A 24,379-nucleotide genomic window follows, 5' to 3' on the forward strand; every position below is an offset into this window, starting at 1 on the left:
GAAGATGCCCCGGTCATTCAACCTCTTGGAAAACCAAGAAATTATTAATTTAATGTTTTACAAATCTATGCAAAAAAATCGTGAAATGAAACATCCGAAGATGTTTTCTGCTTCGTGTAGGCGATTATCTGTGATAGGAATCTGTCTTCTGGTCTGGATGATGCTTACCTCGCCCTTGGTATTCGGGCAGCAGAATGGTAAATTAATCTCGTTGAAATTGGACAAGGTAACTGTTCTTGATGCGATTAAAGAAATCAATCGTTTGAGTGGAAATTCGGTCAGTTACAAGCGGGAAGAACTTGAAAAGGAAGTTCGACAAGTATCCTTGGAGCTAAAGGACGTTCAGATTATTAAAGCCGTGGAAGCCGTGTTGCAAGGAACTCGTTTGGTTGCTATTGCACAAGGGGAAATAATTTTAATTGTTCCGCGGAAAGATAATACGAGTGCCAAAAAGTCTGTTCGTGTGAAAGGTTTTGTGTACGATACAAAAAAGCAGCCTTTGTCGGGCGTGACAGTGAAGTTGGTAGGAACTTCTGTGGGGACAGCAACGGATGTTAACGGCCGATTCTCGTTAGAATTACTAGTAACAAAAGGGCAACTGGAATTTTCTTTTGTAGGGTTTCAAAATCAAATTATAAGTTTTTCAGAAGAAACGGCAAAGGATACTTTGCGGGTGATCATGCGGGAGGATGTAAAAACTATTGAAGAGGTTGTGGTGACGGGATACGCAACGATTGATCGCAGTCGTTACGTGGGGGCAGTAACGCAATTGCGGGCGGAAGAAATACAGGTAGCCGGAGAGTCCACAATTGACCAGATGTTGCAAGGATGGGTGCCGGGAATGTCAGTTATTAACAAGACTGGTAAAGTGGGAGGAACCCCGAAAATTCGTATCCGGGGGACTTCGACTTTATTGGGTAATCAAGAACCGCTTTGGGTAGTGGATGGCGTGATACAAGCGAATCCTCTTCCGCTTCCCGATGATGCAAGCCCTCTTTCATCAGAAATGGAGAGTTTGCAAGAAACCGTGGGTAATGCAATATCTTGGTTGAACCCTCATGATATTGAAACAATTACCGTGTTGAAAGATGCCTCTGCTACGGCTATTTACGGTACCCAAGCTGCTAATGGGGTAATTGTGATTACGACTAAAAAAGCAAAAGGTGAAGGTTTTAGTATTTCTTACAATGGTAGTATCAGTGTTGGGCAGAAACCATCGTATCGTATGTACGATATGATGAATTCACAGGAATATATGCAATTTTCCCAGGAGCTGTGGGAAGACAGGGAAAGTTATAGATTGGATGTTTTGCCAATTGCTTATGCTGGTCTAATCCAAAAATTGCAAGGAAAAGAAATCTCTCGAGAACAATTTGAACAGGAATTTCGCAAGATGGAAAATATGAATACGGATTGGTTTGATATTTTGTTTAAAAACAATTTTAGTCATAATCATAACGTGAGTATTTCTAGTAACGGGAAAAAATTATCGAGTCGTTTTTCCATGGGGGTGAATCGTACTTTAGGAGAAGCGAAGGGAAATAATATGTCGGGTTTCACTGTAAGTTCTAATACCACTTTTAGACAGGAGGATCGATTTAGTCTAGATTTTCAATTGAATGGTGGTTATCGCACGACGGAAAATTTTGCTTTTGGGGTTAGTCCTTATGATTATGCGATGAATACGACACGTGCTATACCTGTACGAGATGAAAATGGTGGATTGTATTATCATGAAAAATCAGGAAGTACAAGTTGGTCTATACTTGATAAATACGCATACAACTACAATATCATCAATGAAATGGATAATACTGGGACTGAAACAGATGGGATTAATTTGCAGGCTGCGTTAAATATTCGATTGAATTTGTTGAAAGATTTAGAATGGCAAGTTGGAGGTTCTTACTCGTTGGCTTCTAATAAAGTAAAGTCATGGGCGACGGAATATTCTTATTATATTGCCAATATTCGCGGTTATGAGGTTGGAGAAGTATTGCCCAATTCAGTTGAGCAGCATGCCAGTATCTTGCCGTTTGGGGGATTGTTGCGACAAGAACATGGGCAAAATAATAATTATTCTTTTAGGACAAGTCTTGTGTATGATAAAGTATTCGGGGTACAACATAAATTAATAGCGAACATTGGGTTTGAGGTTAATTCAACAAATATGGAGGGAAGTGCGAATATGCGATATGGTTACCTCTATTACCGGGGAGAAAAGTTTGCGACGGTGCCCAAAAGTGTTACAGCTGTAGATGGGTTGAGAGAGAATACTAATGATTTGCACGAGAATATGCGTGCCGGAAGTACCGTGACAACAACAACGTCCAACACCTTAAGTGAATATCTTACACTAGTGTATAGTTACCAGCAACGTTACGTTTTGAATTTTAATGCGCGGCTGGATGCCTCTAATCGATTTGGGCAGGATGAGAATAAGAAATTTAATCCAAGTTGGTCATTAGGAATGAAGTGGCGTATTGGTAATGAACCTTTTATGGCATGGGCTTCCTCGTGGTATGATATGTTTGATGTTTCGTTTTCTTATGGTTGGAGAGGTAATGCAGTTCAAGCTGTATCTCCCTATATGATAGCCTCAGACGGAGGTTTGGATTCCTATTTTCAACAGTACACGTTAAAATTGAAATCTTTACCTTATCCTAACTTGGGTTGGGAGAAAACGGAAGACTGGAATTTGGGTATTGATTTTTCATTTTTTCAAGGACGTGTGAGTGCGGGATTAAGTTTTTATAATAAGATAAGTCGCGTTTTAGCTTCACGCAATGTGGTTATAGAGAATGGGGTGGAGAATGCTTATGTAGATGGCACGAAAATGAAAAACAAAGGATATGAATTATACGTGAGCGTGACACCGGTTAAGACAAAAGATTTTTCATGGTCACTTTCCTTCAACACTAGTAAAGTGAAAAATTCTATTAGAGAAAATGAACGAGTAAATACGCGACTTGATTATATTCAAGGTAATGCTATCGTGGAAAATGAAAAATATCAAACATTTTATGCTTACGCATTCGAAGGGTTAGATGCTGAAAATGGACGTCCCTTGTTTAAGTATATGGATGTAGAGGATACGGAAAATGATTTGGACTATCTAGTTAAAGTGGGATGCCGAGAGCCGGATATCACAGGTGGAATTAGTACTTCTTTGCGCTACAGGAAGTGGTGTTTGCGGGCTAATTTCGCTATGTCATTCGGGGCAAAAACTTTTCTTCCAACTTTTTTTGCCGCCTCCGGTGCTCCGGCTCCAGAGCGAAATGCTCCTCGTTATCTATTCAAGCGTTGGCGTAAACCGGGAGACGAAAATATCACCAATATCCCATCAATTCCAGCGGGAAACCCGAACTCGATGAGTACGACTTTACCCACGGGAGAAAAATTGAATCCATATGATATGTATAATCAATCGGATTTACGAGTGGCGAAAACAGACTTTATTCGGTGTCGAATGATTTCTCTACATTACTATCTTCCTTCTGGTTGGTTGAAGAAAATAGGCATTAGGCAATCTTCTTTTTCTTTAAGTCTTTCTAATCCATTTTTTATTGCTTTTGATGAGAAATGGGATGGACGAGATCCGGAAACGGCGAATTGGCCTGCCCGTCGGACGGCATCTTGTTCTTTGAGTTTTAGTTTTTAATAATACTTGTAATAACGAAATTATGAGAAATAAAATAATTATTTTATTATTAATTGTTGCATGGCTAGGGACTGGAGCTTGCAGTAATTTTCTGAAAGAAGAATCTCAAAGCGAGGTAATTCCGAAAACAACGGCAGACTTCTCGGAACTCTTGTTAGGTACGGGATATCCAGATGTGAATTCACCAAGTTTTTCTTTTACCTCGCTAATGGATGATGATTGTGCACTATTCCTAACATACGTGGGAAGAGAGAGTGACCAATATGCGGGTAGTAATTCGGCAATTTTAAACTTCCCGTATTATTCGTGGCAACCTTATGCTTCGGATTATGATGGCTATGGAAATGAAATAAATGTTTCTCCAAGTTCTACTACATACGGGGCATTTTATGCGAAAATATTAGGTTGTAATGCGGTTCTTGATTATATTGATGATGCTGTCGGTCCAGATAACGAAAAGGAGCGGGTAAAGGCGGAAGCTTTAGCTGTACGTTCATTGCTTTATTTTCAACTGGTGAATATTTACGGGGAACCGTACAATCATAACAAGGAAGCTTTAGGAGTCCCGGTTCGCCTGACCGCAGACTTGACAGAAGAGCATTTGAAACGGGAAACCGTAGCTTATATTTATGAAGAAGTTATAGCGAAAGGCTTAGAAGAGGCTGCTCGATTGATGGATCCCCTTCCGGTTATTCGTAAAAATTATCGCGTAAATCAACCAGCGATTCACATTCTTCTTTCGCGGGTGTATCTTTACATGGAACGTTACGAGGAATGTATTGCGGAAGTGGATAAAGCGATTGAACAAGGAGCTATTTTATTGGATATGGTAAATGCGCTGGATTATATTGCCAGTGGTAACCTGTATTATCCCATCACGTATGATAATCCAGAAGTAGAATGGCTTTTTGGTCCATCTGCCGTTTCCAGTGCTTACGCTTATCAGCCTGGTACAGCTCCCGAATTCAGGGAATTATGGGATGAAATAAATGACCAACGTTTCTTAGCTAATAATTTCAAATCCCAAAAGGATTATAATGATATACCTACTAATAATGTGTTAATGACTAAACCATACGGGGGAAATAATTTCGGACAATCAATCCGTTTTGCGGAAGCTGTTTTGAATAGGATGGAAGCATACGCTTTGCTGGGAGATAATGAATCTGCTTTGGCAGAATTAAACAATTTCAGAAAAAAGCGTATTATCGGATACACGGACGAGAATTATGGCGAGAAAGAGCTTCTTGAACAAATTCGATTGGAACGTAGAAAGGAACTTTGTTTTGAAGGACATCGTTGGTTTGATTTACGCCGTCAAGGAATGCCGGAAATTAAACATTCGTATAAATTTGAAAAAGGAGGTACTCTTTACAATTTCGTGTTGAAAGCAAAAGATCCTCTCTATACGATTCCTTTGCCTAATAGTTTACTTCTGCAAAATTCTGGGCTTTTGCAAAATTCATCAAGAGAAAATGGAGATAGACAAGGAAATACTATAATATAAAAAGTAAAAATCATGAAAAAAACTATATATTTTATTTTAGGATTGATTTCGATGAATATTTTTTCTTGTAATGAAGACAAGGAAGTAGGAATTCCTATTGAAATTATAGAGGATTACAAGTTACCGCAGGGTAATGCATCGGTAGAAGCCAATGCCCGTATTCAAGAGATATATGAGACATATGATTCATACGTGCTTTATAACTATACACAAAAAGATGCGTTATGGAAACAAGCAGCGGGAACGGGTGCTGTTCAAAAATATGTTATTAGCATGGGAGACGTACAATACGTTGACGCCATGTTGAATTATATTGACGCCATTTGGTTGCAATTTTTTCCTCCTGAATTTTTGAAGAAAGGAGGATTACCTTATCGCGTGTTTTTAGCAGATTCTATTTATTTGGATCGCTCCACCCCTCAGATGACACGTCTTATACTCTACAATTACATGTTAAATGGTAATTCTGTTGCGATATCAGGAATGAATGCGAATTTGACTACCATGAATGCCGAGACTAAAAGGGCGAGAAAACTGGAATTGATAACTGCCATGTGGGATTATTATATCGCAGAAGGTATATTGGATATCCCTGAAGAATTTTACGATGGAACAGATTATAATACAGCTCCAGAATTACCTTTAACAGAAAAGACTCTGGATACATATAGAAAAAGAGGTTTTCTCCCTAGTCGTTATTATGGGGATAATTATGCGGAAGAATGGTACGTGTATCCTTCTTCTTGGAAGTATGCAGTAACAAATGATCTAAAATCCTTTTTGTATCATTTATTCTCCCGGAGTGATGAACAAATGGAAATCTATTTAAATAACTCCGAGTATAAATTAATTCAGAACAAATGGAATGTGTTAATTAATTATTATAAGGAGAAATACAATATAGATATCCGAAAGATAGGTAATACAACTTACGAGTAATAGCGAAATGAAAGAAAAAATTATGTAATTAAAATATGGATGTAATGAAAAGAATTGTTTGTATTTCAATTGTGTATTTACTGGTAATCGCAACTGCGTTCGGGCAACAAAAAGATTCCCGTTTGGAAGTCGAACCGCAAAAACCGGTAGCAGGTTGTGTGATAAACTTGGCGTATAATCCTAAAGGTGGTCCCTTGGAAGGGAAGCATGATATCGTGGGAATCGTTTATACGTATGATTGTTACAAGTGGACAATTGGTGATGTTGTATTAAAACGAGAGGGAGATATTTGGAAAGGTACGTACACGCTTCCTGAAAATTGTGGTTTTGTAGCTTTCAAGTTTCAATCTACTTTAACGATAAAACCGGATACAACAGATAATAATGATGATCAAGGTTTTTTCTATTCTGTTCGGAAGCATGCGGGAAACTTCATGCCGGGTACGCATTTAGCTTGGGGAATAACCCGTATGCCGTCGCTTGGTTTTGGTATACCGAGTTATTTTAATGGAAGTTATAAGGAAATCTCGGATGAGGCAATTTATTTTAGGCTTCAGAAAGAAACTTCTAATTATGGGGCGTACGGGAAACATTATATAGGAGTACTTAGGGCGATTATGAAGCGAATTCAAGGTGAGCATTATCTTGATAATGTGAAACGTTTTATCGAGGCGGTACAAGGGCAGCCTCAAGTATCCGAAGATGAATATATTTTGATAAGTGATGTGTATCGGAAAGATTTGAAAGATAAAATAAAAGCGGATAGTATAGATCGTTTGATTTTAAATCGTTTCCCATTCGGTAAAACAGCTTGTCGTGTGCAAGGGCTAGCGATAAATTCTTTACAAGGGGAAGAACGTGCTAACGCCTTTGATAAATTTAGGAAAGATTTCCCAGTTACGGAATGGTATAAAAATCCTTACCCTCAAGGGTTTGTTTATCGTAACCTTTATTCGTGTATGGGTGCGGATTATTACAAAAATGGAGAGTACGAGAAATTAGCGGAAGTCTTGCCGGAAATGAATATGGTGATGCTTTGTAATTTGTTTCATAAAACGGCAGAGTATTCTATTCGGAAATTGCCTACACCTGCTAAAACTTACGTTGATATCACTAAAAAATTCATAGATCAAATGCTGCTCAAAGTAAATGATAATTCGTATTCATATATGCAGGATAATAAATATACTCCTATGCAAGCGGGAATTTTTGCTCGCTTAAATTTAAGATACAATATTGCCGTGTACGCCCAAATTGCAGGAAAAGCAGGGCGATATAAAGATGTTGTAAATGTAATGGAATTACTCGATGAAAAAGAAAGGTATCGTTCTTATCCTCATGGGAATGAGGCGTATATAGAAAGTCTTGAAAAATTGGGTCAAAAAAAGAGGGCAGCCTCGGCTATGATAGAATGTGCAAAAGCATCCAAGATGACACCACATATATACAAAAAACTAGAGGCTTATTATGGCAGTTTGAGAAAGAAGCCCGCAACTACTTTTGAAGAGTGGCTTACGTCATTAAAATCTGAAGAAGAAGTGGAAAAGATAAAGGAGAAACTTAGGGCAAAAATGGTGAATGAACCTTACGAACCTTTTGTTTTGGAATCTCATAATGGAGGTATTGTGAATTCTAAAGATTTCGGGAATGATATTGTAGTTATTGATTTTTGGGCATTATGGTGCGGACCTTGTATTGCAGCATTGGATGGAATGCAAATGGCTGTTAATCATTATAAGGAGGATAGTAATGTGAAATTTTATTTCATTATGACACAAGATTTACCCAAGAAAGATAAAATCAATGCTTTATGGAAGAGAAGTAATTTTGAAAATATGGAAGTTCTTTATGATGTTGATCAAACAGGCAAAAAGAATAGTAGAAATGCTGTATATAAATCAATGTTTGCAGGGACTTCGGGGATCCCTCAAAAAGCGATACTCAAGAATGGGCGAATTCGTTATCGTTCGGAAGGCTATGCTGGAAGTCCCAGCGCTTTGATGGATGAGATAATTTATGTGGTTGAGATGTTAAGGAATGAGAAATAATGAGATTGAAAAATACATTGAATCAATAGAATTATATCCAAGAAGGGAGGGGGAATGTTGGAAAACATTGGGAGAGATTGACGAAACGAAGGGATATGTGGTACTTATCTACAATGATGCGGGGCAACGTGCCGATGTGTACTTATCGTTTGGAGTCGGGAGTTACTGGTGATAAACGCAGGATGATTGTTGTCAATAACGAACGAATCGTGGAGATTATTCGGGGACAAGTAAATTAACTCGATGCGTGCTTTTCTATAAATCACCTCGATGTAGTTCGAGATAAAGCGGTACTACTTGTGGTGCCGCTTTTTTAATACAAATAGTAATCTGTTGGGAGGTTTATTTCTCGGGACATAATATTTAAATATTATGACAGAAAAACAAACTAACGTCGAGATAGAAAACAACCTCCCGGCAGATATTGCCGTCGTGGTAAGTGATCGTTATCGTAACGATCGATTTTTCGTGTGGTACAATGACGCGTACCGGATTGTCTTGTGTTCCAATATCGCTTGGTTGCAAGCGGATCGTGATTATTGTTACCTTCATTTCAAGAATGGTACTAAAATGCTCGTGGTTCACCCGTTGAAGGACGTGTTGGCGATGCTTCCCCCGGAAGATTTCGTTCGGGTTCACCGGAGTTACGCCGTTTGCCTTGACCTCGTGGATCGGTTGGTCGGGAACACGATCTATATCGGCAAACAGGATTTTCCCGTGAGTCCTGCCTACAGGGAGGATTTACACTCCCGTTTCCGCTTTTTAGGAAAGGTAAAAGGCTTGCACAAATCTAAACTCGTGAAAAATAATAAATAAACATGTATAACCCGTCCCGAGAGGCAACCTCCCGGGCAGGTTTAATATTATATATTGGTTGTTTTCACGTTTAATATTGACGAATTCATCTTTTTTCAATGGATTCTTTGGAATGCAATAGTCTGTTTCCGTGATTTGAATGCAATGTGGCTTGGCATCGATGCGCTTCGTGCTATTTTCACCGATGAAAAGAGAGAGAATAGCTAGCGAGGATAAGGGAGAAATTAATGAATCCATTTCCCGATATTGCGTTCTTCGGCGTTGAATTCCACGCCCACTTTTACGGTTTTTCGATTATCGGCGGAGTAGGGGATGAGGTATACCCGGTCGTCTGTGAGCGATGAGGCGGTTATCTCGATGCCGTCCAGTTCCCGTAAGTCGAAATCCGTCTGCTGTAGCATGCGTGCCAGAAATGTTGGCGTACCGGTGGCGAACCAGTAGTTCTGGAAGTCCATGAAGGCCATCACGCTCAATAGGCTGAACGGGTTGAAGACATCTGGCACGTTGCCACCGCTGAAATGATATCCATCGTAACGGCGTGCCAATTCCCCGACCATTTTGTTGCGGGTACCCCCGTGGTACTCCACCAGTCGGTCTATTTCCGGTGCGAAGTTCTCCTCTATCTCGGCAAGTGTCAACCCGCAGAGCGTGGCATAAGGTCGCGTGAGGCTGATATCTGCAAGTTGGTTGAGATTGCTGAATATCCCCATCTGCGTGAACTTCGTCACTCCCGTGATAAAGATAAAACGCAACCACGGGTCGGCAGTTTTCAATACCGAGTAAAAGGCATAAATTTAGAATTTTGTTGATGGGTTGATTTTTACAGAAACAGTGTTCCTTAGATTGTGTGTTAATTATTTTAGAGCTTTGATGTAGAGAAGAGGAAGAATATGGGAAGAGAAGAGGGAGAGAACGGGCTACAACACCAGTAATACTCCCGAATGACACCCGATTAACACCGGACACGTCCATTGCGGTAGAAGTTCTGGTGCAATCGAGTGGGGGACCGTAAGCACCATTTCTTCCTCTTTTTTTCTTTTGTTTTTCGTGAATGGTTGTTATCCTCGTTTTGAATATTTGAATTTGATTAAAATTTAGCTAAATAGTTGATGATTGGTTGTTTTTTTTTGTATACCTTTGTGCAAAATTTTAGGGGATACTACATTAAAAACACAATGAATATAGGTGTATGTGAAAAATCGAAAATGCTTGTAATTGCCGCTGGGGTGGTAATTTTACTGGCGATGACAGGTTGTGAGAAAAAGGAAGTTTATGATCCGGACGAGCCTGATTATGACAATGTATTTGATTTCTCTACGCGGGTATCTTACACGTTAAATGTGAAGTATGATGTCCCGGAGAATTATAACGTTTATTTTGAGGTTTACACGCGGGACCCGGAGCAGTTGGATGCTGACGGACAGGTGGTAAAGAGAGATATCGAACCTGTAGACGTTGGATTCACGGATGAAAATGGTAGATATAGTCATAAAATTGTGGTTCCTGCTACGGCAAAATACTTGTATATTTACAGTCCTTATGCGGGAGTTCCCCGTGTATTGGTTGCTGAGATTACGAATGGAGTGTTATCTGAAGCAAGGTATCCCGATGAAGTGTCTGGTGCTAGATCTTTAATTGCCCGTGCGGGAGATGAAGGTTATAAAGATGCGGTTTACAATAAGACCGGTGGGTTAGAACGTTTAGGGTATTGGAAAAATACGAAAGGGACGTACCTGTTGAATGGTGAAACCTATGAGCTTTACGGGCGTCCGGATTATTTGAATAGCGAAAAAGGTGTTACGATTTCAAGCGATATTTTGAAAGTGATTAATAGAGCCGTGCCTGAAGGTGGAGGTGTTAAGCCTGATTTAATCAAGAATGGGGACATTCATGTGACTGAAAAGGCGCATATAGATCTTTGTTTGGTGGATGAAAATACGTCTGCAAACAGTACTTTAGCTTATTATTGTTACGAGACGGCAAATCCTCCCAAGAAAGTTGTGGATATAAAGGATATTGTAATTGCATTTCCCAATTCAAAAGTTCTGAAAAATCATGATCATTATCCCAAAGGAAATAATGGAGCATTGGAAAGAGGTGAGGGAATTCGGTTGCATTATTGGAAAGACGGAAAAGATTTAGGAGATGAGTTCCCCGAGAATACTTCTATTGGTTGGGTTATATACAATAATGGCTACGAGTCAGGAATAAATGAAAAGGGGGGAATCAATGTGTCAAAAAAACATTTTTATTCCACAAAAGTACTAAATAGCGATAAGAAAGAGCATGTAGCCTTATTTAAAAGTGGTGATAATGTATTGTTTGGTTTTGAAGATTGGACGAATGATTACGATTATAATGATGTCGTATTTTACGTGAAATCGGATCCAATAGAGGCGATCACCCCGGATATTCCCGAGGTGAAGCCAGAAGAGCCGGATGATAATGACATTGCGGCTAGTGTGACCTATCGTGGAATATTATCTTTTGAGGATGTTTGGCCTTACCAAGGTGATTTTGACATGAATGATGTCGTGGTGAAATATGTTTCATCTGTGGGTTATAATCAAAAAAATGAAGTGGTTGAGACGAAAGATGTTTATACCATATTGTGGTCGGGTGCGGCTTATGATAATAGTTTTGCTTATCAATTGGATGTAAGGCGTAGTGAGGTTGAGGTGACTATTTTATCTTCTTTGGGTGGAAATGGAGGTGCTTATGTCGATCCCGAGTTGGATAAGGCTACGATTCGTTTGGCTAATAAGGTATCGGGATATGCAAATAATCTGGAGAAGGAAACATTTACTGTTGTGACCAAGTACATGGGGCGTAAAATATCTAAAGAAGATTTTATTTTGCCTCCTTATAATCCTTTTATCACAACGACTAGGGAAGATATAGAGGTGCACCTGACTAATATGCGTCCTACTGAAAAATTGAATACAGAAAATTTAGGATATGGGCATGACAGATCGGAACCGGATGCAAATCTTTATTATATTACTTACGATAAGAACGGGCAACAAATGCCGTTTGCTATAAATCTCGTTTTTGAAAATGATGAGGATATGGATTCTTTTGTGATTCCTGAAGAATCAGCCTTGATAAATATCAAGTATCCCGGTTTCTTGAATTGGGTAAAAACCAACGGTAAAGAAAATTCTGATTGGTATTTGAATCCGAAAGAATAAATGAAGTAATGAAAAGAGAGTGTGTCTGTGTGTGAAGTGACACACTCTCTTTTTATCTTACCTGCGTTGCAAGAGAACGATATTTTCCACGTGATGCGTGTGAGGAAACATATCAACAGCTTGCACTCCCATGACTTTGTAATCGCTATCCATGAGGTTCAAGTCACGGGCTTGCGTGGCGGAATTGCAACTCACGTACACGATGCGTTCCGGTGCGGCTTTTAGTATCGTGTCCACGACATCCTTGTGCATTCCGGCACGGGGAGGGTCAGTGATGATGACATCCGGGCGACCGTGACGGGCGATAAATTCTTCATTAAGCACGTCTTTCATGTCGCCGGCATAGAAGGATGTATTATCAATACCGTTGAGGGCTGAGTTTATTTTCGCATCCTCGATGGCTTCCGGCACGTATTCGATACCGATAACTTTTTGTGCATCGCGGGCAATAAAATTGGCGATGGTTCCCGTACCCGTGTACAAGTCGTAAACGATTTCCTTTCCGGTAAGTCCGGCAAGTTCTCTCGTTTTCGCGTATAGGTTATAGGCCTGTTCCGAGTTGGTTTGGTAGAAAGACTTAGGGCCTATCTTGAATTTCAAGTCTTCCATTTGTTCGAAGATATGATCTTGCCCGTGGAAACACACGACTTCCTGATCCGTGATCGTGTCATTCATCTTTTCGTTGATGACGTACATCAACGAGGTGATTTCCGGGAATTGTTCCACGAGAGCATGGAGCAGGGCTTCTCTTGTTTCCCGGTCTTCTCTGCCGAAAGTAACGATAACCATCACTTCTCCCGTGGAAGAGGTGCGGATAATCAATGTGCGCAGGAATCCCGCTTGTTCCCGGATGTCGTAGAAGTTCAGACCCCGTGCGAGGGTGTATTCCCGGATAAAGTTGCGGATAGCGTTTGAAGGTTCCGCTTGCAAGTAACATTTATTAATGTCTATGACTTTATCAAAGAGTCCCGGAACGTGGAAACCGACTGCCGGAGTACGGTTCAAGTCATTCCCCTCTGCTATTTCCTCACGGGTGAGAAAGCGTTTGTTGCAGAACGTGAATTCCAGTTTATTCCGGTAATAGGTTGTTTTGGGCGAACCGATGATTGGGGCGATGTCGCGTAATTCGACTTTACCGATTCTTTCCAAGTTGTCGATAACTTCCTGCTGTTTGAACTCGGTTTGCTGTTGGTATGGCAGGTTTTGCCATTTGCAACCGCCGCACACGCCGAAGTGGGCACAAAAGGGTTCTGTCCGGATATCGGAATATTTCCGGAAGTTGACGATAAAGCCTTCCATGAAACTTTTACGTTTCCGGGTGACTTGCACGTCCACGATATCGCCGGGAACGGTGTTCGGTACGAACAGTACTTTTTCATCCACGTAAGCTATGGATTTTCCTTCTGCTGCTATTTTTTTTATTTCAACGTTTTCTAGTAAGGGCTTTTTACCGCGAGACATAAATTGATTTTAGATTTATGATTTTAGATTTACGATTTGGTCAATTTCTTGATTTATGATTTTGGATTTATGATTCTTTTTTGAACGTGAATGTTTTTGTTTAATCATAAATCGTAATTCATAAATCTGAAATTGTTGCTAGTTTTTCTTTTAGGATTTTGACGCCTTCGGAGGCACCTTTCTCGATGAATTCGATTTTGCTGGTTCTGACGCTTTCGGGGACTTTCGGATCGATCAACAAGATACGGCATCCGGCGGGTGCGTAATGCAACAGGCTTGCCGCGGGGTACACGGCTAGGGAAGTCCCTATGATGACCAGAATGTCAGCTTGACGGACGAGGTCGATGGCAGGTTCTATGTTGGGAACTGCCTCCCCGAACCAAACAATGTGGGGACGGAGGATAGAACCGTCGTCGGCTTTCGTGCCGAATTTCAATTCCCAACCGTCAAGGTCATAAATCAGGTTGGGATTCCGGCTGCTTCTTACTTTCTTGAGTTCACCATGCAAGTGTAATACTTTGGTACTCCCGGCTCTTTCGTGCAAGTCGTCAATGTTTTGCGTTATGATTTGTACGTCATAGTCTTTTTCCAGATCGGCAAGCCCGTAATGTCCGTTATTCGGTTGCGCCTCGTAGAGTTGCTTCCGGCGTTCGTTATAGAAACGGTTTACTAATTCCGGATCACGTTCCCATGCTTCAGGGGTACATACATCCATAACATTGTATTCTTCCCATAACCCGTCACTGTCCCTAAAAGTACGGATTCCGCTTTCGGCACTCATGCCTGCCCCGGTTAAAATGACTAACTTCTTCATAATCAAATAGGATTTTATTTCTAAAATGCGTCAGCAAGTTAGCTAAAAAATCTTACCGATGAAAGATGTTCCGTTATGATATTTCAAAACTTTGCCCTATTTTTGCGGGATTGAAAATGGTTTTTGCATTATTATGAGTTATGGAATAGCGGATTTAAGTATTACCCCCATGCGAAGGGAACGGTCGGAGCGAAGCGAGATGGTTTCCCAGATGCTGTTCGGTGAGGTATACGAGGTGTTGGAAACAGACGAGAAGTGGCTCTACATCCGCTTGTTGCATGACAATTGTGAAGGTTGGGTGGAGAAAAAGGTATTCAGGGAAGTGGACGAGGCTTACGTGCAAAACTATAGGGCTTCCGACCAGCTGATTATGGGGGAGGTTTTCAATTTGGTCATGAAGAAAGGAGATTGGGAAAACCGTCTGATTGTAGCCGGAAGCGTACTTCCTTTTTACGATGCTTACACGAAAAGAATGTTTTTGGGGGATGAGGAGTATGTTGTGCTTGGGGGGCCGCGTGAAGTGGGCATCGAGAGTGTGCGAGATTTATTGATACAATATGCTTTGATGTATTTTAACGCGCCTTACCTTTGGGGGGGGCGGACTCCAAAGGGAATTGACTGTTCCGGTTTCGTGCAAATGGTGTATCGGCTTGCCGGAATCACTATTCCCCGGGAAGCGGAAAAACAGGTAAACGAGGGACAGACTTTATCTTTTCTGGAAGAAGCTCAACCCGGTGATCTGGCATTCTTCGGGGATACTTCCGGTTGTATTACACATGTCGGTATTCTATGGGAACAAGGAAGAATCATCCATGCTTCGGGACGGGTACGAATAGATAAAATTGATCACCATGGTATCTTTAACGAGGATATAAAAAGATACACGCATACGTTGAAAGTGGTAAAGGAAATGATATAAATGAGTTTATAAGGTTTATAAAGTTTATAAGGTTTATAAAGTGACGGGTGTCCTTCGGACAAGGTTTATCGGCAGCAAAGCAGCCGTGAACAAAGCGCCCGTGGGGTCCTAACTTTACAAACTTTATAAACCTTACAAACTTTATAAACTCTTTCTTAGTTCTCCAAGAAAAATTTCAAGTCATCGTCTGCCGTGGTTATACCGGCGATGCCGAATTTGTCGATCAGAACCTTTGCCACGTTCGGGGAAAGGAATCCCGGGAGAGTCGGTCCGAGGTGGATATTCTTCACGCCAAGATAAAGTAGCGCCAGAAGTACGATAACAGCTTTTTGCTCGTACCACGCGATGTTGTAAACGATAGGAAGCTGGTTAACGTCTTCCACGCCGAATATTTCTTTCAATTTGAGTGCGATAACGGCGAGCGAGTAACTGTCGTTACATTGTCCGGCGTCCAATACACGGGGTATCCCGTTGATATCTCCAAGGGGAAGTTTGTTATAACGGTACTTGGCACACCCGGCGGTAAGGATTACTGTATCTTTCGGGAGTTTTTGCGCGAACTCGGTATAGTATTCACGCCCCTTCATTCTACCGTCACATCCTGCCATAACAAAGAATTTGCGGATAGCACCTGATTTTACGGCTTCTACAACCTTGTCAGCTAAAGCGAATACTTGGTTGTGGGCGAATCCGCCAATGATGCTGCCATTTTCGATTTCTTCCGGTGGCGGGCATTTCTTCGCGTGCTCTATGATCTCGCTGAAATCCTTGGGTTGTCCCGGTTTTCTCTCGATGTGTTTGAAGCCGGGGAATCCGGCTGAGCCGGTCGTGTATACCCGATCCTTGTAGTTGGCATCCGGATGCGGGGGAACGATACAGTTCGTGGTGAAAAGCATCGGACCGTTGAAGTGTTGGAATTCATATACCTGACGCCACCACGAGTTACCATAGTTCCCGGCGAAATGTTTGTATTTCTTGAAAGCGGGATAATAGTGGGCGGGAAGCATCTCGCTGTGCGTGTACACGTCAACTCCTGTGCCTTCGGTTTGTTCCAGCAATTCGTATAAATCCCTCAAGTCATGTCCGCTAATCAATATGCCCGGGTTCTTTCTGACACCGATGTCCACTTTCGTGATTTCCGGGTTCCCGTACGTGTCCGTGTTTGCTTTGTCAAGTAATGCCATGGCGTCCACCCCGTTTTTACCGCATTCCAGAACCATCTGCACGAGTTGGTCTGCGGAGAGCGGAATGGTCGTGGCAACCAATCCCCGGTCTATAAATTCGTATATGCCGGGATTCTCGTGACCGAGATTGTGAGCGTGCTCCGTGTAAGCTGCCATGCCTTTCATGCCGTAGGTAAGCAATTCGCGTAAAGAACGGATGTCTTCGTTTTCAGTGGATAATACCCCGACGTTTCCGGCTTTTGCTTCCATTTCTTCCGGCGTGGAGGCTGTCCAGTGTGCACCTTCAAAAGTGATGTTTTCGATTTTTCCGCCTTTTGCGAGGAAGGTTTGTTTCAATTGCTCCCGCAATTCGAGTGCCGCTTTGATCTTGTCGATGAAACGTTGCTTGTCGAAATTGGCGTTCGTGATTGTCATGAAAAGACCATCGAGCATGAAACGGTCGGCAGTGTGGTCCACGGCGTTTAAAGCTCGTAATTGTACCCGGTAATGGGCGATTCCTTTCAGTACAAATAACAGTAAATCCTGTAAATTAGCCACGTCGGGAGTTTTTCCGCATACGCCGCGTACGGTGCATCCCGTACCTTTCGCGGTTTCTTGGCATTGATAACAAAACATTTTTTCCATAGTCTAGTGTGTTAAATGAATATTATTTTTCTCTTGTTTATCGCGAATGTAAGGGTGCGAGGAAACAATAATTGTAATATAAATTACAAACCGAGTTTAAATTTCAATAATTTGTACGGTGAATTCGTGTAAAGGTTAAAAAAGAGGACGGGTAAAAATGGAATGCTGGGGATAAAGTACTACATTCGCGAGAGTATCAAAAGTTTACAGGTATGGCATTAGTTCGTTTTTTTGATTGTCCGCTATGTGTCGGTATCCCGGAGAATGAACGGGAACGCTTTTTAGAGGGGTTTGATTACACGGTCAAAAATTACGGTCGGGACGAGGTCGTGTTCCGGCAGGGGGAAGCTTGCCGTTTTCTGTATATTCTGTTGGAAGGGGAAGTAAAGGCGGAGATGACCGACGATTCGGGAGCTATGTTGCGTATTGAAACGATACGGGCGCCGCGGGCTCTTGCTCCCGCGTTCCTTTTCGCCGGAGACAACCATTTCCCGGTGACGGCAACGGTGGCGGAAGCAACCGAGGTTTTTATCGCCACGAAAGAATCGGTATTCCGACAGTTGGCGCGTTACGAAGTCTTCATGCGGAACTTTCTTTCCGTCAACTCCAACCGGACAACATTCTTGACGGGACGATTGCAATTCCTTTCTTTCAAAACGATTCGGGGAAAATTAATCCATTACATACTGGAGCTGGCTTCTGCCGGGAACGAGAACGTCGTGTTGGATAAATCGCAACAAGAACTGGCAGAGTATTTCGGGGTTACCCGTCCCGCGTTGGCAAAGGTATTGTACGAGTTGGCGGACGAGGGATTAATTGTCGTGAATCGCCGGGAGATAGCCATTCTCGACCGACAAGCTTTGCGCCGGGCAATGATGTAATAATTTCAGCAGTTTAATAATAACATTTTTATTCTTTATTTCGTTAAAAAACGGTGTAGGCGGACAGTATGATTCATCTGTTTGCTGACGATTTGATTAACTGTAAATAAAGTAATATGAGCTTGAAAGAACAATACTGGAGATATTCCCTCGTGATCATTATTCTGTTGTTGGGGACGATTATATTTTTTGAGGCGTTACCGTTTATCAGCGGTATACTGGGAGCGATGACTATTTATATCTTGTTACGCGGTCAGATGTTATACCTAACACTAAAAAAACGTATGCGTCGGAGTTGGATGGCGGTGCTCTTGCTTATGGAAACCATTCTTTGCTTCCTCGTGCCATTGTCTCTGGTGGTTTGGGTATTCGTGAACAAGTTGCAGGCAATCAATCTTGATCCCCATAGCCTGATTGCGCCTGTCGAACACGTGGCGGATCTTATCGAACAACGTGTCGGGTATGACGTGATGAGTAAGGAAAACGTGGATTCTTTACTTTCGATGTTGCCCAAGATAGGGCAAATGTTAATGGGGAGTATCAGTAGTTTCGCCATTAACGTGGTTGTGCTTCTTTTCGTGCTTTATTTTATGCTGATCGGGGGAACCCGAATGGAAGAGTACGTGAGTGATATTCTGCCTTTTAATAAACGGAATAAACGGAATATTCTGCACGAGTTCAACATGATCGTGAAGTCCAATGCCATCGGTATCCCGTTGTTGGCATTGATACAAGGGATAGTTGCGATGATCGGGTATTTTATTTTCGGGGTGCCGAACCCTTTTCTTTGGGGATTCCTTTCTTGTTTTGCCACGATTATCCCGATCGTGGGGACGGCATTAATATGGATACCGCTGGCTCTGTTTCTCGGGTTGTCGGGACACTGGGGAGCCGCTATCGGTTTGACAATTTACGCGGTTGTCGTGATTGCCAACGTGGATAATCTCGTGCGTTTTATGCTGCAAAAGAAAATGGCGGACACGCATCCTTTGATCACGATCTTCGGTGTGATTATCGGGCTTTCGTTATTCGGTTTTATGGGTGTGATTTTCGGCCCCCTCTTGTTAGCTATTTTCGCTTTCTGCGTGAATATATTTAAAGAAGAGTATTTGGGTGGTGATTCACGTTATATTCATAAAATCAAGGAATAGAATTTGTTTTATTCAAATATTGTATTATCTTTGATACGATTTAGAGTTTTGAATCATTATTGTTTCAGTCCTTCTTTTTATTATTATAAAGTAGCGCTCACCTTTAATTGTCCTCTTTCTCTAATCCGTGGTTTTAGACCAAGTACAAATAAAAATCTGTACTTGATGAAGGTAATGTATTTTAATATATAAAATTCAAGAAATGAAAAGTGATAACGTGCGTCCCGAGAAATATCAATCTATGCAGTCAGTAGATAACGTACTTAAAGAGTACAAGAAAAAAGTCGGAGAGGTAGTTCACGTGACAATCAGTGCACGAACAACCTTTGAATTTCCTGCCGATATGCCTCAAGAAGAAAGAGATATTCGTATAGAGAATTATAAAAAAAGACATCCGTGAATATTATATTTCAGGAGGCATTACACTATCCTGAATTCGGTTTAAACCTTGGTTTAAATAAATGCTCAAAACTTCATGAAAACCGTTTAAAAGCAAAAAGCACTTACTTTTGTAAGTGCTTTAAAATGAGAGCGGAAAACGGGACTCAAACCCGCGACCCCCAGCTTGGAAGGCTAGTGCTCTATCGACTGAGCTATTTCCGCGAATGTGGGGAGAGCAGGATTCGAACCTACGAAGACGATGTCAGCTGAGTTACAGTCAGCCCCAGTTGGCCACTTTGGTATCTCCCCTTTGTTCAAAGAACATTTGTTTCGGCTGCAAATATACAGCTTTTTGGTTTTGACGCAATAGTTAGAGTTATTTTTTTTTTGTAGTTTTTAGCGATAAATCTTGGGGTTAGAATGAAAACTTTAGGCGGGCGAAACCGAACCACGCTCTCACGTCGATGGGGATGGTGTCGTCTACTGTGGTGAAATACTGTGAGATAATGGAGAAATCGAGGTTGTTCCACAGGGAATAATCCATGATAAATCCGGCAAAACAAGTTTCCAGTCCGGACATGTACATCCCCGACAGGGATAGTGACAATCGGTCGGTTGGGGGATAGAAGACCATCGCGACGGCGTTCCAATCGTTCATGGCGGTCATGATGTTTGCCGACGAGGGATTGAGTACGAATTTGAGGATATTCTTCAACGAGAAAATACTCTCTTTATTATTGTACATCACTTCTCCCTGTAACATGATTTTATTGGAAAACAGGTAATCGGCACCGAAGGAAGCCTCGATGATACCGCTCGATTTACCGAAGTTGTCCAGTGGTTGGCGATAAGCGAGTTCCCCGCGCAGGTTCACGCCCCTGATATCTCCGGTCATGGCCCCGCCGATGACAAAGTCGTCTTCCGATTGAATCCCTGCCATGACTTGGAAGTCGAAGTTTTTGATCGTACCGTGGTGTAAAAAGGCGGCGGTAACCTTTTTCGAGTTGTCGAGAGAAACAACGACTTCGCTGAAAGAAGTTTCGTCGTGATAATACGTTCCCCGGAACGCGTCGCAACCGGGACGCTCGATGTAGTCGAAGTCGAAGAACGAGTAACTGTTGAAGAGATCATTCGCGTTCCACACGAAAGTTTGTCCCCAGTTTACCCGTTGCCTGCCCAGTTTCAGGCACCATCTCCCTTTCTCAAAAGTGAAATAGAGGCGGTCGCAGGTCAGGTTCAACAGGGCATTCTTTTCGTCCATGATGTTCCACGATAAATCCATGTAGCCATTGTCCGTTTCCATTCTTTTGGCGTACCCGGGAATGTCGAGAAAGTCGCCGCTAAACAATCGGTTTCGTATTCCTGCGTCGATTCTCCAACATTCCCCGGGTTGCCAACCGAATGTCAGGCGGTTGTGCACGATGTTTTGCCAGTACCATGAATCGTCCAGATTCTCGGTGAACATGGAAAACATTTCGTTCACGTAGCCCGAGAATTCGGGTTTTTGAACCTCTTGCGAGAAGAGGTTCTTTGACAAAATGATAACACAAAAAAGAACAATATATTTTTTCATTTCACGATGTCGTTTATGATTTTACCGTCTTCAAGGGTAATGATTCGCCTTGCTTTTGCCATGATTCGAGGGTCATGCGTGGAGAACACGAACGTGATATTCTCCTTCTCGTTCAGCTTTTCCATCATGTCCAGAAGATTCTCCGCGGATTTACTATCCAAGTTTGCTGTCGGTTCGTCGGCGAGGATGAATTTGGGTTTTGATGCCAGCGCGCGGGCTACTGCCACGCGTTGCTGTTGTCCCCCGGAAAGCTTGGAGGGGCGGCTGTTGGCGCGATCTCCCAAACCGACGGATTCCAGCAATTCTTGGGCACGCTCGTCCCGTTCGCTTTTTTTGCGTCCTTGCAATTCCATGACGAACGCGACGTTTTCCTTGGCGCTCAACACGGGGATAAGATTGAAAGACTGGAATACAAACCCGATATTGTGTAAACGGAAATCGACCATTTCTTTGGGTTTCAATAGCGAGATATCCTGCCCGTCGATATATAAGTTGCCGGAGGTCGGCGTGTCCAGTCCCCCGATCAGGTTCAACAAGGTGGTCTTCCCGGAACCCGAAGGTCCCACGATGGCCGTGAATTCTCCCTCGGAGATACTGATATTGACATCATCGACAGCGTGTACTTCAGACATTTCGTCTTTGTAAGTCTTGTATAAGTTTTTAGTTTCTATAATTGGCATGACACATTAATTTTAGATTTTAAATTTTAGATTTTAGATTTCTCCCCACCTGCCAACGCTTCATTCTACATTCTTGATTTCTATTACCGTCTTTCAAGCTCTCTTTAACTCTTTGTAGCTTCCCATGAATTGATCTTCAGCGCTTTTCGGGCGGGGTAGATCGCTGACACGATGCCCGTGATAACCACGAGTATAACGATTTCCATGAAGGCTTTAGGGAATAAGAACGGGTAGACGACCGAACTGAACCCGAATCGTTCGTAATTCGCGTTGAGCATGAACCCGAGATCTATACCATGTTGCCCCGTGTACCCGATTACCCAGAGTGCCAGCAGGATACCGGCGGCACTCCCCACGACGGTGAGGCATAGTGTCTCGAACATCACCATTTTGAATATGTTTCGTTTGTTCATCCCGATGCAGGCGAGTACCCCCAGTTCTTTCGTCCGTTCCAGTACAGCCATGAGCATCGTGTTCACGATACCGAACGAGAGGGCTATCAGGAATATCGACAGAATGATCACGTTGATCAGGTCTGTCCACGCGTACATCAGCCCGAGGGCGGGTTGGAGTTTGTTCCATCCTTGCACGTCCATGTCCGGGAGCGCGGCAGTCACGGCTTCCGTGACCTTTTTCCCCTCGTCAACACTGGCGGCGAGTATCGCTACCTCGTGGGCGGCGTCTTCCGGCAGACCGGTGTAGGGGAGGATGTCGCTTTTCCTGACAAAGATCGTGGACTCGTCGAACATGCTGTTATTTGTTTTGAATATTCCGCCCACGCGGAACGCCATGCTTTGCATATCACCGTTCACGTCTTGAATGGAAAGTACTACTTTTGACCGCAAGCGCGCTTTCAGTTTCTTGGCTACCCGTTGGCTGATGACGACGGGTAATTTGCCGCTTTCCAGAAATGTCCCCAGCGAATCGGGGATATACTGGTGGAGCGTGGTGGTTGCTTTCTCTTCCGCCGGGTCGATAGCGTGCACGAAAGCCCCCACGGTATTCGAGGCGGAGGCAAGCACCCCGTACAGTTTCAAGCGGTACGTGACGCTTTCCAATCCCGTCACGGAATCTATTATCGGTTTCACCCTATCCCGCGTGAAGTACGAGTTGATGTCGTAATTGTAGCTAAATTCCGGCGTGTGTATCTGCGTGTGCGATAGTTGATTGCATATTTCTGTCTCGATTGTTGCCCGTCCCCAACCCGTGACGAATGCTATGGTGAAGGTTCCCGCGAACAACCCGATAGCTATTGCGCTAAGGATAAGTATACTGCGGAATTTATTGCGCCAGATGTTTTTCCATGACAGGCGCACGAGCATTAAAGTTATTTTCATGGGCGTATGGCTTTATTGACTTTTAAACGGAGTATTTTACTGATGGGGTAAATGCTTGTCAGGCACGTGATAAACAAGATCACTAAGGCTTGGTTCACGTAAATATACGTGCTTGTCGCCGTGGGTATCACGGGCTCCATGCCGTAACCGAGGGCGATTTCCGCCAGTTCTCCCGTGAGCTGTATCGGGTAATAGCTGAAATAATACGTGATAGGAATGCTCACCGCGATAGCCAGACACGCGCCCAGCAGCGTCATGAAAAACAATTCAAGGCATACCACGTTTGAGAGGATTTGCCGTTTCATTCCCAGTGCCACGACCACCCCGAACTCGTGCCGGCGTTCGTTCGTCATCATGATCACCGTCCCGAGGATGCCGAAACCCACGATCACGTACAGGATAAACATGATGATTTTCGAGAATACTTTGTTCGCTCTCGACTGTGTCAGCAGGCTTTCCATTGATTCCTGCCATCGCATCACGTCGTACGGTGCGCCTGCCACTCGCTCCTGCACGGCGGCAAAGGCTTTCTCTTGGTTCTCGTCCTCGTCAATGGATATGAGCATCCCGCTGTACCCGTCCGGCATATTGATGTACGCGTGGGCGGCGGGCAATGTCATGTAGAGGAATCCTTTGTCCATTTCCGGGATGATGATCGACACGATCCCGCGTACGGGGAACAACCCGATAGCGTTCGTCCCGTGGTATCCCTGTCCCATGAGGGCTACCGTGTCGCCGACTTCCACTTGCAGGTATTCGCTCAACCCCTTGCCGAGCAGTATCCCGTCATCGTCTTGCCGGAGGTATTTCCCTCGTGTCACTCGTTGTGACAACGACGATTTGAGTTCTTCTTGCGCGGGATCGATGCCCACGATACCGACGCCTTTCGTGGTTTTATCCGAGGAAATCATGGCGAACGTTTCCACCCGGGGCGATACGTTCGTGATGTGGGGGAGGGTGCGGAGTTGTTCGATCATGGCGGCATCCATGGTCATGTAATTGTCGATACTCTTCTCTTCCCAGTATCCCTGCCGGTGAATTTCGATGTGTCCGACTTGCGTGCGCAACAAGTTATCCATTAACTTGTTCCAGCTGCCATCGGACAAGGATATTGTCAAAATGCTGAATAACACGGCGGAAAACACGGATGCCACCGTGATTCCCGTTCTGCGGGAATTACGCCATATATTTCGCCAAGCGAGTTTTATCATG

At 43.0% G+C, this 24,379-nt stretch carries 19 protein-coding genes and 2 tRNA genes; 11 read left to right on the top strand and 10 right to left on the bottom strand.

All coding sequences use genetic code 11. The annotated features are described in order from the left end of the window. Nucleotides 1–85: 85 nt before the first annotated feature. From H8S64_RS20545 to H8S64_RS20570, 6 genes are all read left to right on the top strand, one after another. Entirely contained in the window at nucleotides 86–3,661 is a 3,576-nt protein-coding gene (locus H8S64_RS20545; RefSeq protein WP_255469647.1) for a SusC/RagA family TonB-linked outer membrane protein, read from the top strand. A 22-nt stretch (nucleotides 3,662–3,683) separates the two neighbouring features. Further along, a complete protein-coding gene (locus tag H8S64_RS20550) occupies nucleotides 3,684–5,168 on the top strand; it encodes a RagB/SusD family nutrient uptake outer membrane protein (protein ID WP_186978531.1) in 1,485 nt (494 codons plus the stop codon). A 12-nt stretch (nucleotides 5,169–5,180) separates the two neighbouring features. Then, nucleotides 5,181–6,107 (top strand): hypothetical protein, encoded by a 927-nt coding sequence (locus tag H8S64_RS20555; RefSeq protein ID WP_186978532.1) that lies wholly within the window; start codon nucleotides 5,181–5,183, stop codon nucleotides 6,105–6,107. A 44-nt stretch (nucleotides 6,108–6,151) separates the two neighbouring features. After that, on the top strand, nucleotides 6,152–8,155 hold the full coding sequence (locus H8S64_RS20560; RefSeq protein ID WP_186978533.1) for a TlpA family protein disulfide reductase: 2,004 nt from the start codon (nucleotides 6,152–6,154) through the stop codon (nucleotides 8,153–8,155). A 95-nt stretch (nucleotides 8,156–8,250) separates the two neighbouring features. Beyond that, nucleotides 8,251–8,394 (top strand): hypothetical protein, encoded by a 144-nt coding sequence (locus H8S64_RS20565; protein ID WP_176554903.1) that lies wholly within the window; start codon nucleotides 8,251–8,253, stop codon nucleotides 8,392–8,394. A gap of 133 nt (nucleotides 8,395–8,527) precedes the next feature. Next, nucleotides 8,528–8,971, top strand: coding sequence for a LytR/AlgR family response regulator transcription factor (locus H8S64_RS20570; RefSeq protein ID WP_186978534.1), 444 nt, complete (start codon nucleotides 8,528–8,530; stop codon nucleotides 8,969–8,971). Nucleotides 8,972–9,195: 224 nt separating this feature from the next. Here H8S64_RS20570 and H8S64_RS20575 read toward each other — a convergent pair whose 3' ends face one another. Next, nucleotides 9,196–9,765, bottom strand: coding sequence for an AAA family ATPase (locus H8S64_RS20575; RefSeq protein ID WP_186978576.1), 570 nt, complete (start codon nucleotides 9,763–9,765; stop codon nucleotides 9,196–9,198). Nucleotides 9,766–10,176: 411 nt separating this feature from the next. On the opposite strand from H8S64_RS20575, the gene H8S64_RS20580 reads away from it, so the two are divergent. Next, nucleotides 10,177–12,162: an LruC domain-containing protein gene (locus H8S64_RS20580; RefSeq protein WP_186978535.1), complete on the top strand. Its 1,986-nt coding sequence runs from the start codon at nucleotides 10,177–10,179 to the stop codon at nucleotides 12,160–12,162. Between the two features lie 57 nt (nucleotides 12,163–12,219). Here the strand turns inward: H8S64_RS20580 and rlmD are convergent, their stop codons facing one another. Both rlmD and H8S64_RS20590 read right to left on the bottom strand, forming a co-directional pair. Next, nucleotides 12,220–13,623: a 23S rRNA (uracil(1939)-C(5))-methyltransferase RlmD gene (gene rlmD, locus H8S64_RS20585; RefSeq protein ID WP_186978536.1), complete on the bottom strand. Its 1,404-nt coding sequence runs from the start codon at nucleotides 13,621–13,623 to the stop codon at nucleotides 12,220–12,222. 118 nt (nucleotides 13,624–13,741) lie between these two features. Next, entirely contained in the window at nucleotides 13,742–14,437 is a 696-nt protein-coding gene (locus tag H8S64_RS20590; protein WP_099291934.1) for an SIR2 family NAD-dependent protein deacylase, read from the bottom strand. 133 nt (nucleotides 14,438–14,570) lie between these two features. Between H8S64_RS20590 and H8S64_RS20595 the strand changes: the two genes are divergently transcribed. Next, nucleotides 14,571–15,356, top strand: coding sequence for a C40 family peptidase (locus H8S64_RS20595; RefSeq protein WP_186978537.1), 786 nt, complete (start codon nucleotides 14,571–14,573; stop codon nucleotides 15,354–15,356). A gap of 155 nt (nucleotides 15,357–15,511) precedes the next feature. Here H8S64_RS20595 and hcp read toward each other — a convergent pair whose 3' ends face one another. Beyond that, complete coding sequence (gene hcp, locus H8S64_RS20600; protein ID WP_099294445.1) at nucleotides 15,512–17,155, bottom strand: hydroxylamine reductase; 1,644 nt, start codon at nucleotides 17,153–17,155, stop codon at nucleotides 15,512–15,514. A gap of 221 nt (nucleotides 17,156–17,376) precedes the next feature. Here hcp and H8S64_RS20605 point away from each other — a divergent pair, with 221 nt between their 5' ends. The 3 genes from H8S64_RS20605 to H8S64_RS20615 all read left to right on the top strand — a co-directional run bounded on the left by H8S64_RS20605 (nucleotide 17,377) and on the right by H8S64_RS20615 (nucleotide 19,596). After that, nucleotides 17,377–18,045 carry a Crp/Fnr family transcriptional regulator gene (locus H8S64_RS20605; RefSeq protein ID WP_099291936.1) on the top strand — a complete coding sequence of 223 codons (669 nt, stop codon included), beginning with the start codon at nucleotides 17,377–17,379 and terminating at the stop codon, nucleotides 18,043–18,045. Between the two features lie 116 nt (nucleotides 18,046–18,161). Further along, nucleotides 18,162–19,196 (top strand): AI-2E family transporter, encoded by a 1,035-nt coding sequence (locus H8S64_RS20610; protein ID WP_099291937.1) that lies wholly within the window; start codon nucleotides 18,162–18,164, stop codon nucleotides 19,194–19,196. Between the two features lie 202 nt (nucleotides 19,197–19,398). Next, entirely contained in the window at nucleotides 19,399–19,596 is a 198-nt protein-coding gene (locus tag H8S64_RS20615; RefSeq protein ID WP_099291938.1) for a hypothetical protein, read from the top strand. Between the two features lie 130 nt (nucleotides 19,597–19,726). Here H8S64_RS20615 and H8S64_RS20620 read toward each other — a convergent pair. The 6 genes from H8S64_RS20620 to H8S64_RS20645 all read right to left on the bottom strand — a co-directional run bounded on the left by H8S64_RS20620 (nucleotide 19,727) and on the right by H8S64_RS20645 (nucleotide 24,378). Further along, nucleotides 19,727–19,799, bottom strand: a tRNA-Gly gene (locus tag H8S64_RS20620). A 5-nt stretch (nucleotides 19,800–19,804) separates the two neighbouring features. After that, nucleotides 19,805–19,886, bottom strand: a tRNA-Tyr gene (locus H8S64_RS20625). Between the two features lie 106 nt (nucleotides 19,887–19,992). Beyond that, complete coding sequence (locus H8S64_RS20630; protein ID WP_186978538.1) at nucleotides 19,993–21,150, bottom strand: hypothetical protein; 1,158 nt, start codon at nucleotides 21,148–21,150, stop codon at nucleotides 19,993–19,995. After that, a complete protein-coding gene (locus H8S64_RS20635) occupies nucleotides 21,147–21,830 on the bottom strand; it encodes an ABC transporter ATP-binding protein (RefSeq protein WP_186978539.1) in 684 nt (227 codons plus the stop codon). Before H8S64_RS20635 ends, H8S64_RS20630 begins: the two co-directional genes overlap by 4 nt. A gap of 104 nt (nucleotides 21,831–21,934) precedes the next feature. Continuing rightward, nucleotides 21,935–23,167, bottom strand: coding sequence for an ABC transporter permease (locus tag H8S64_RS20640; RefSeq protein ID WP_186978540.1), 1,233 nt, complete (start codon nucleotides 23,165–23,167; stop codon nucleotides 21,935–21,937). After that, a complete protein-coding gene (locus H8S64_RS20645) occupies nucleotides 23,164–24,378 on the bottom strand; it encodes an ABC transporter permease (RefSeq protein WP_186978541.1) in 1,215 nt (404 codons plus the stop codon). Before H8S64_RS20645 ends, H8S64_RS20640 begins: the two co-directional genes overlap by 4 nt. Nucleotide 24,379: the final 1 nt, after the last annotated feature.

It is taken from the genome of Butyricimonas hominis, assembly GCF_014287455.1.
GTDB classification, from domain to species: Bacteria; Bacteroidota; Bacteroidia; order Bacteroidales; family Marinifilaceae; genus Butyricimonas; species Butyricimonas muris.

Bases quoted from the DNA above. Each gene is read 5' to 3' on its own strand.
- H8S64_RS20545 (WP_255469647.1), top strand. From the start codon at position 86: ATGAAACATCCGAAGATGTTTTCTGCTTCGTGTAGGCGATTATCTGTG.
- H8S64_RS20550 (WP_186978531.1), top strand. From the start codon at position 3,684: ATGAGAAATAAAATAATTATTTTATTATTAATTGTTGCATGGCTAGGG.
- H8S64_RS20555 (WP_186978532.1), top strand. From the start codon at position 5,181: ATGAAAAAAACTATATATTTTATTTTAGGATTGATTTCGATGAATATT.
- H8S64_RS20560 (WP_186978533.1), top strand. From the start codon at position 6,152: ATGAAAAGAATTGTTTGTATTTCAATTGTGTATTTACTGGTAATCGCA.
- H8S64_RS20565 (WP_176554903.1), top strand. From the start codon at position 8,251: ATGTGGTACTTATCTACAATGATGCGGGGCAACGTGCCGATGTGTACT.
- H8S64_RS20570 (WP_186978534.1), top strand. From the start codon at position 8,528: ATGACAGAAAAACAAACTAACGTCGAGATAGAAAACAACCTCCCGGCA.
- H8S64_RS20580 (WP_186978535.1), top strand. From the start codon at position 10,177: ATGCTTGTAATTGCCGCTGGGGTGGTAATTTTACTGGCGATGACAGGT.
- rlmD (WP_186978536.1), bottom strand. From the start codon at position 13,623: ATGTCTCGCGGTAAAAAGCCCTTACTAGAAAACGTTGAAATAAAAAAA.
- H8S64_RS20590 (WP_099291934.1), bottom strand. From the start codon at position 14,437: ATGAAGAAGTTAGTCATTTTAACCGGGGCAGGCATGAGTGCCGAAAGC.
- H8S64_RS20595 (WP_186978537.1), top strand. From the start codon at position 14,571: ATGAGTTATGGAATAGCGGATTTAAGTATTACCCCCATGCGAAGGGAA.
- hcp (WP_099294445.1), bottom strand. From the start codon at position 17,155: ATGTTTTGTTATCAATGCCAAGAAACCGCGAAAGGTACGGGATGCACC.
- H8S64_RS20605 (WP_099291936.1), top strand. From the start codon at position 17,377: ATGGCATTAGTTCGTTTTTTTGATTGTCCGCTATGTGTCGGTATCCCG.
- H8S64_RS20610 (WP_099291937.1), top strand. From the start codon at position 18,162: ATGAGCTTGAAAGAACAATACTGGAGATATTCCCTCGTGATCATTATT.
- H8S64_RS20615 (WP_099291938.1), top strand. From the start codon at position 19,399: ATGAAAAGTGATAACGTGCGTCCCGAGAAATATCAATCTATGCAGTCA.
- H8S64_RS20630 (WP_186978538.1), bottom strand. From the start codon at position 21,150: ATGAAAAAATATATTGTTCTTTTTTGTGTTATCATTTTGTCAAAGAAC.
- H8S64_RS20635 (WP_186978539.1), bottom strand. From the start codon at position 21,830: ATGCCAATTATAGAAACTAAAAACTTATACAAGACTTACAAAGACGAA.
- H8S64_RS20640 (WP_186978540.1), bottom strand. From the start codon at position 23,167: ATGAAAATAACTTTAATGCTCGTGCGCCTGTCATGGAAAAACATCTGG.
- H8S64_RS20645 (WP_186978541.1), bottom strand. From the start codon at position 24,378: ATGATAAAACTCGCTTGGCGAAATATATGGCGTAATTCCCGCAGAACG.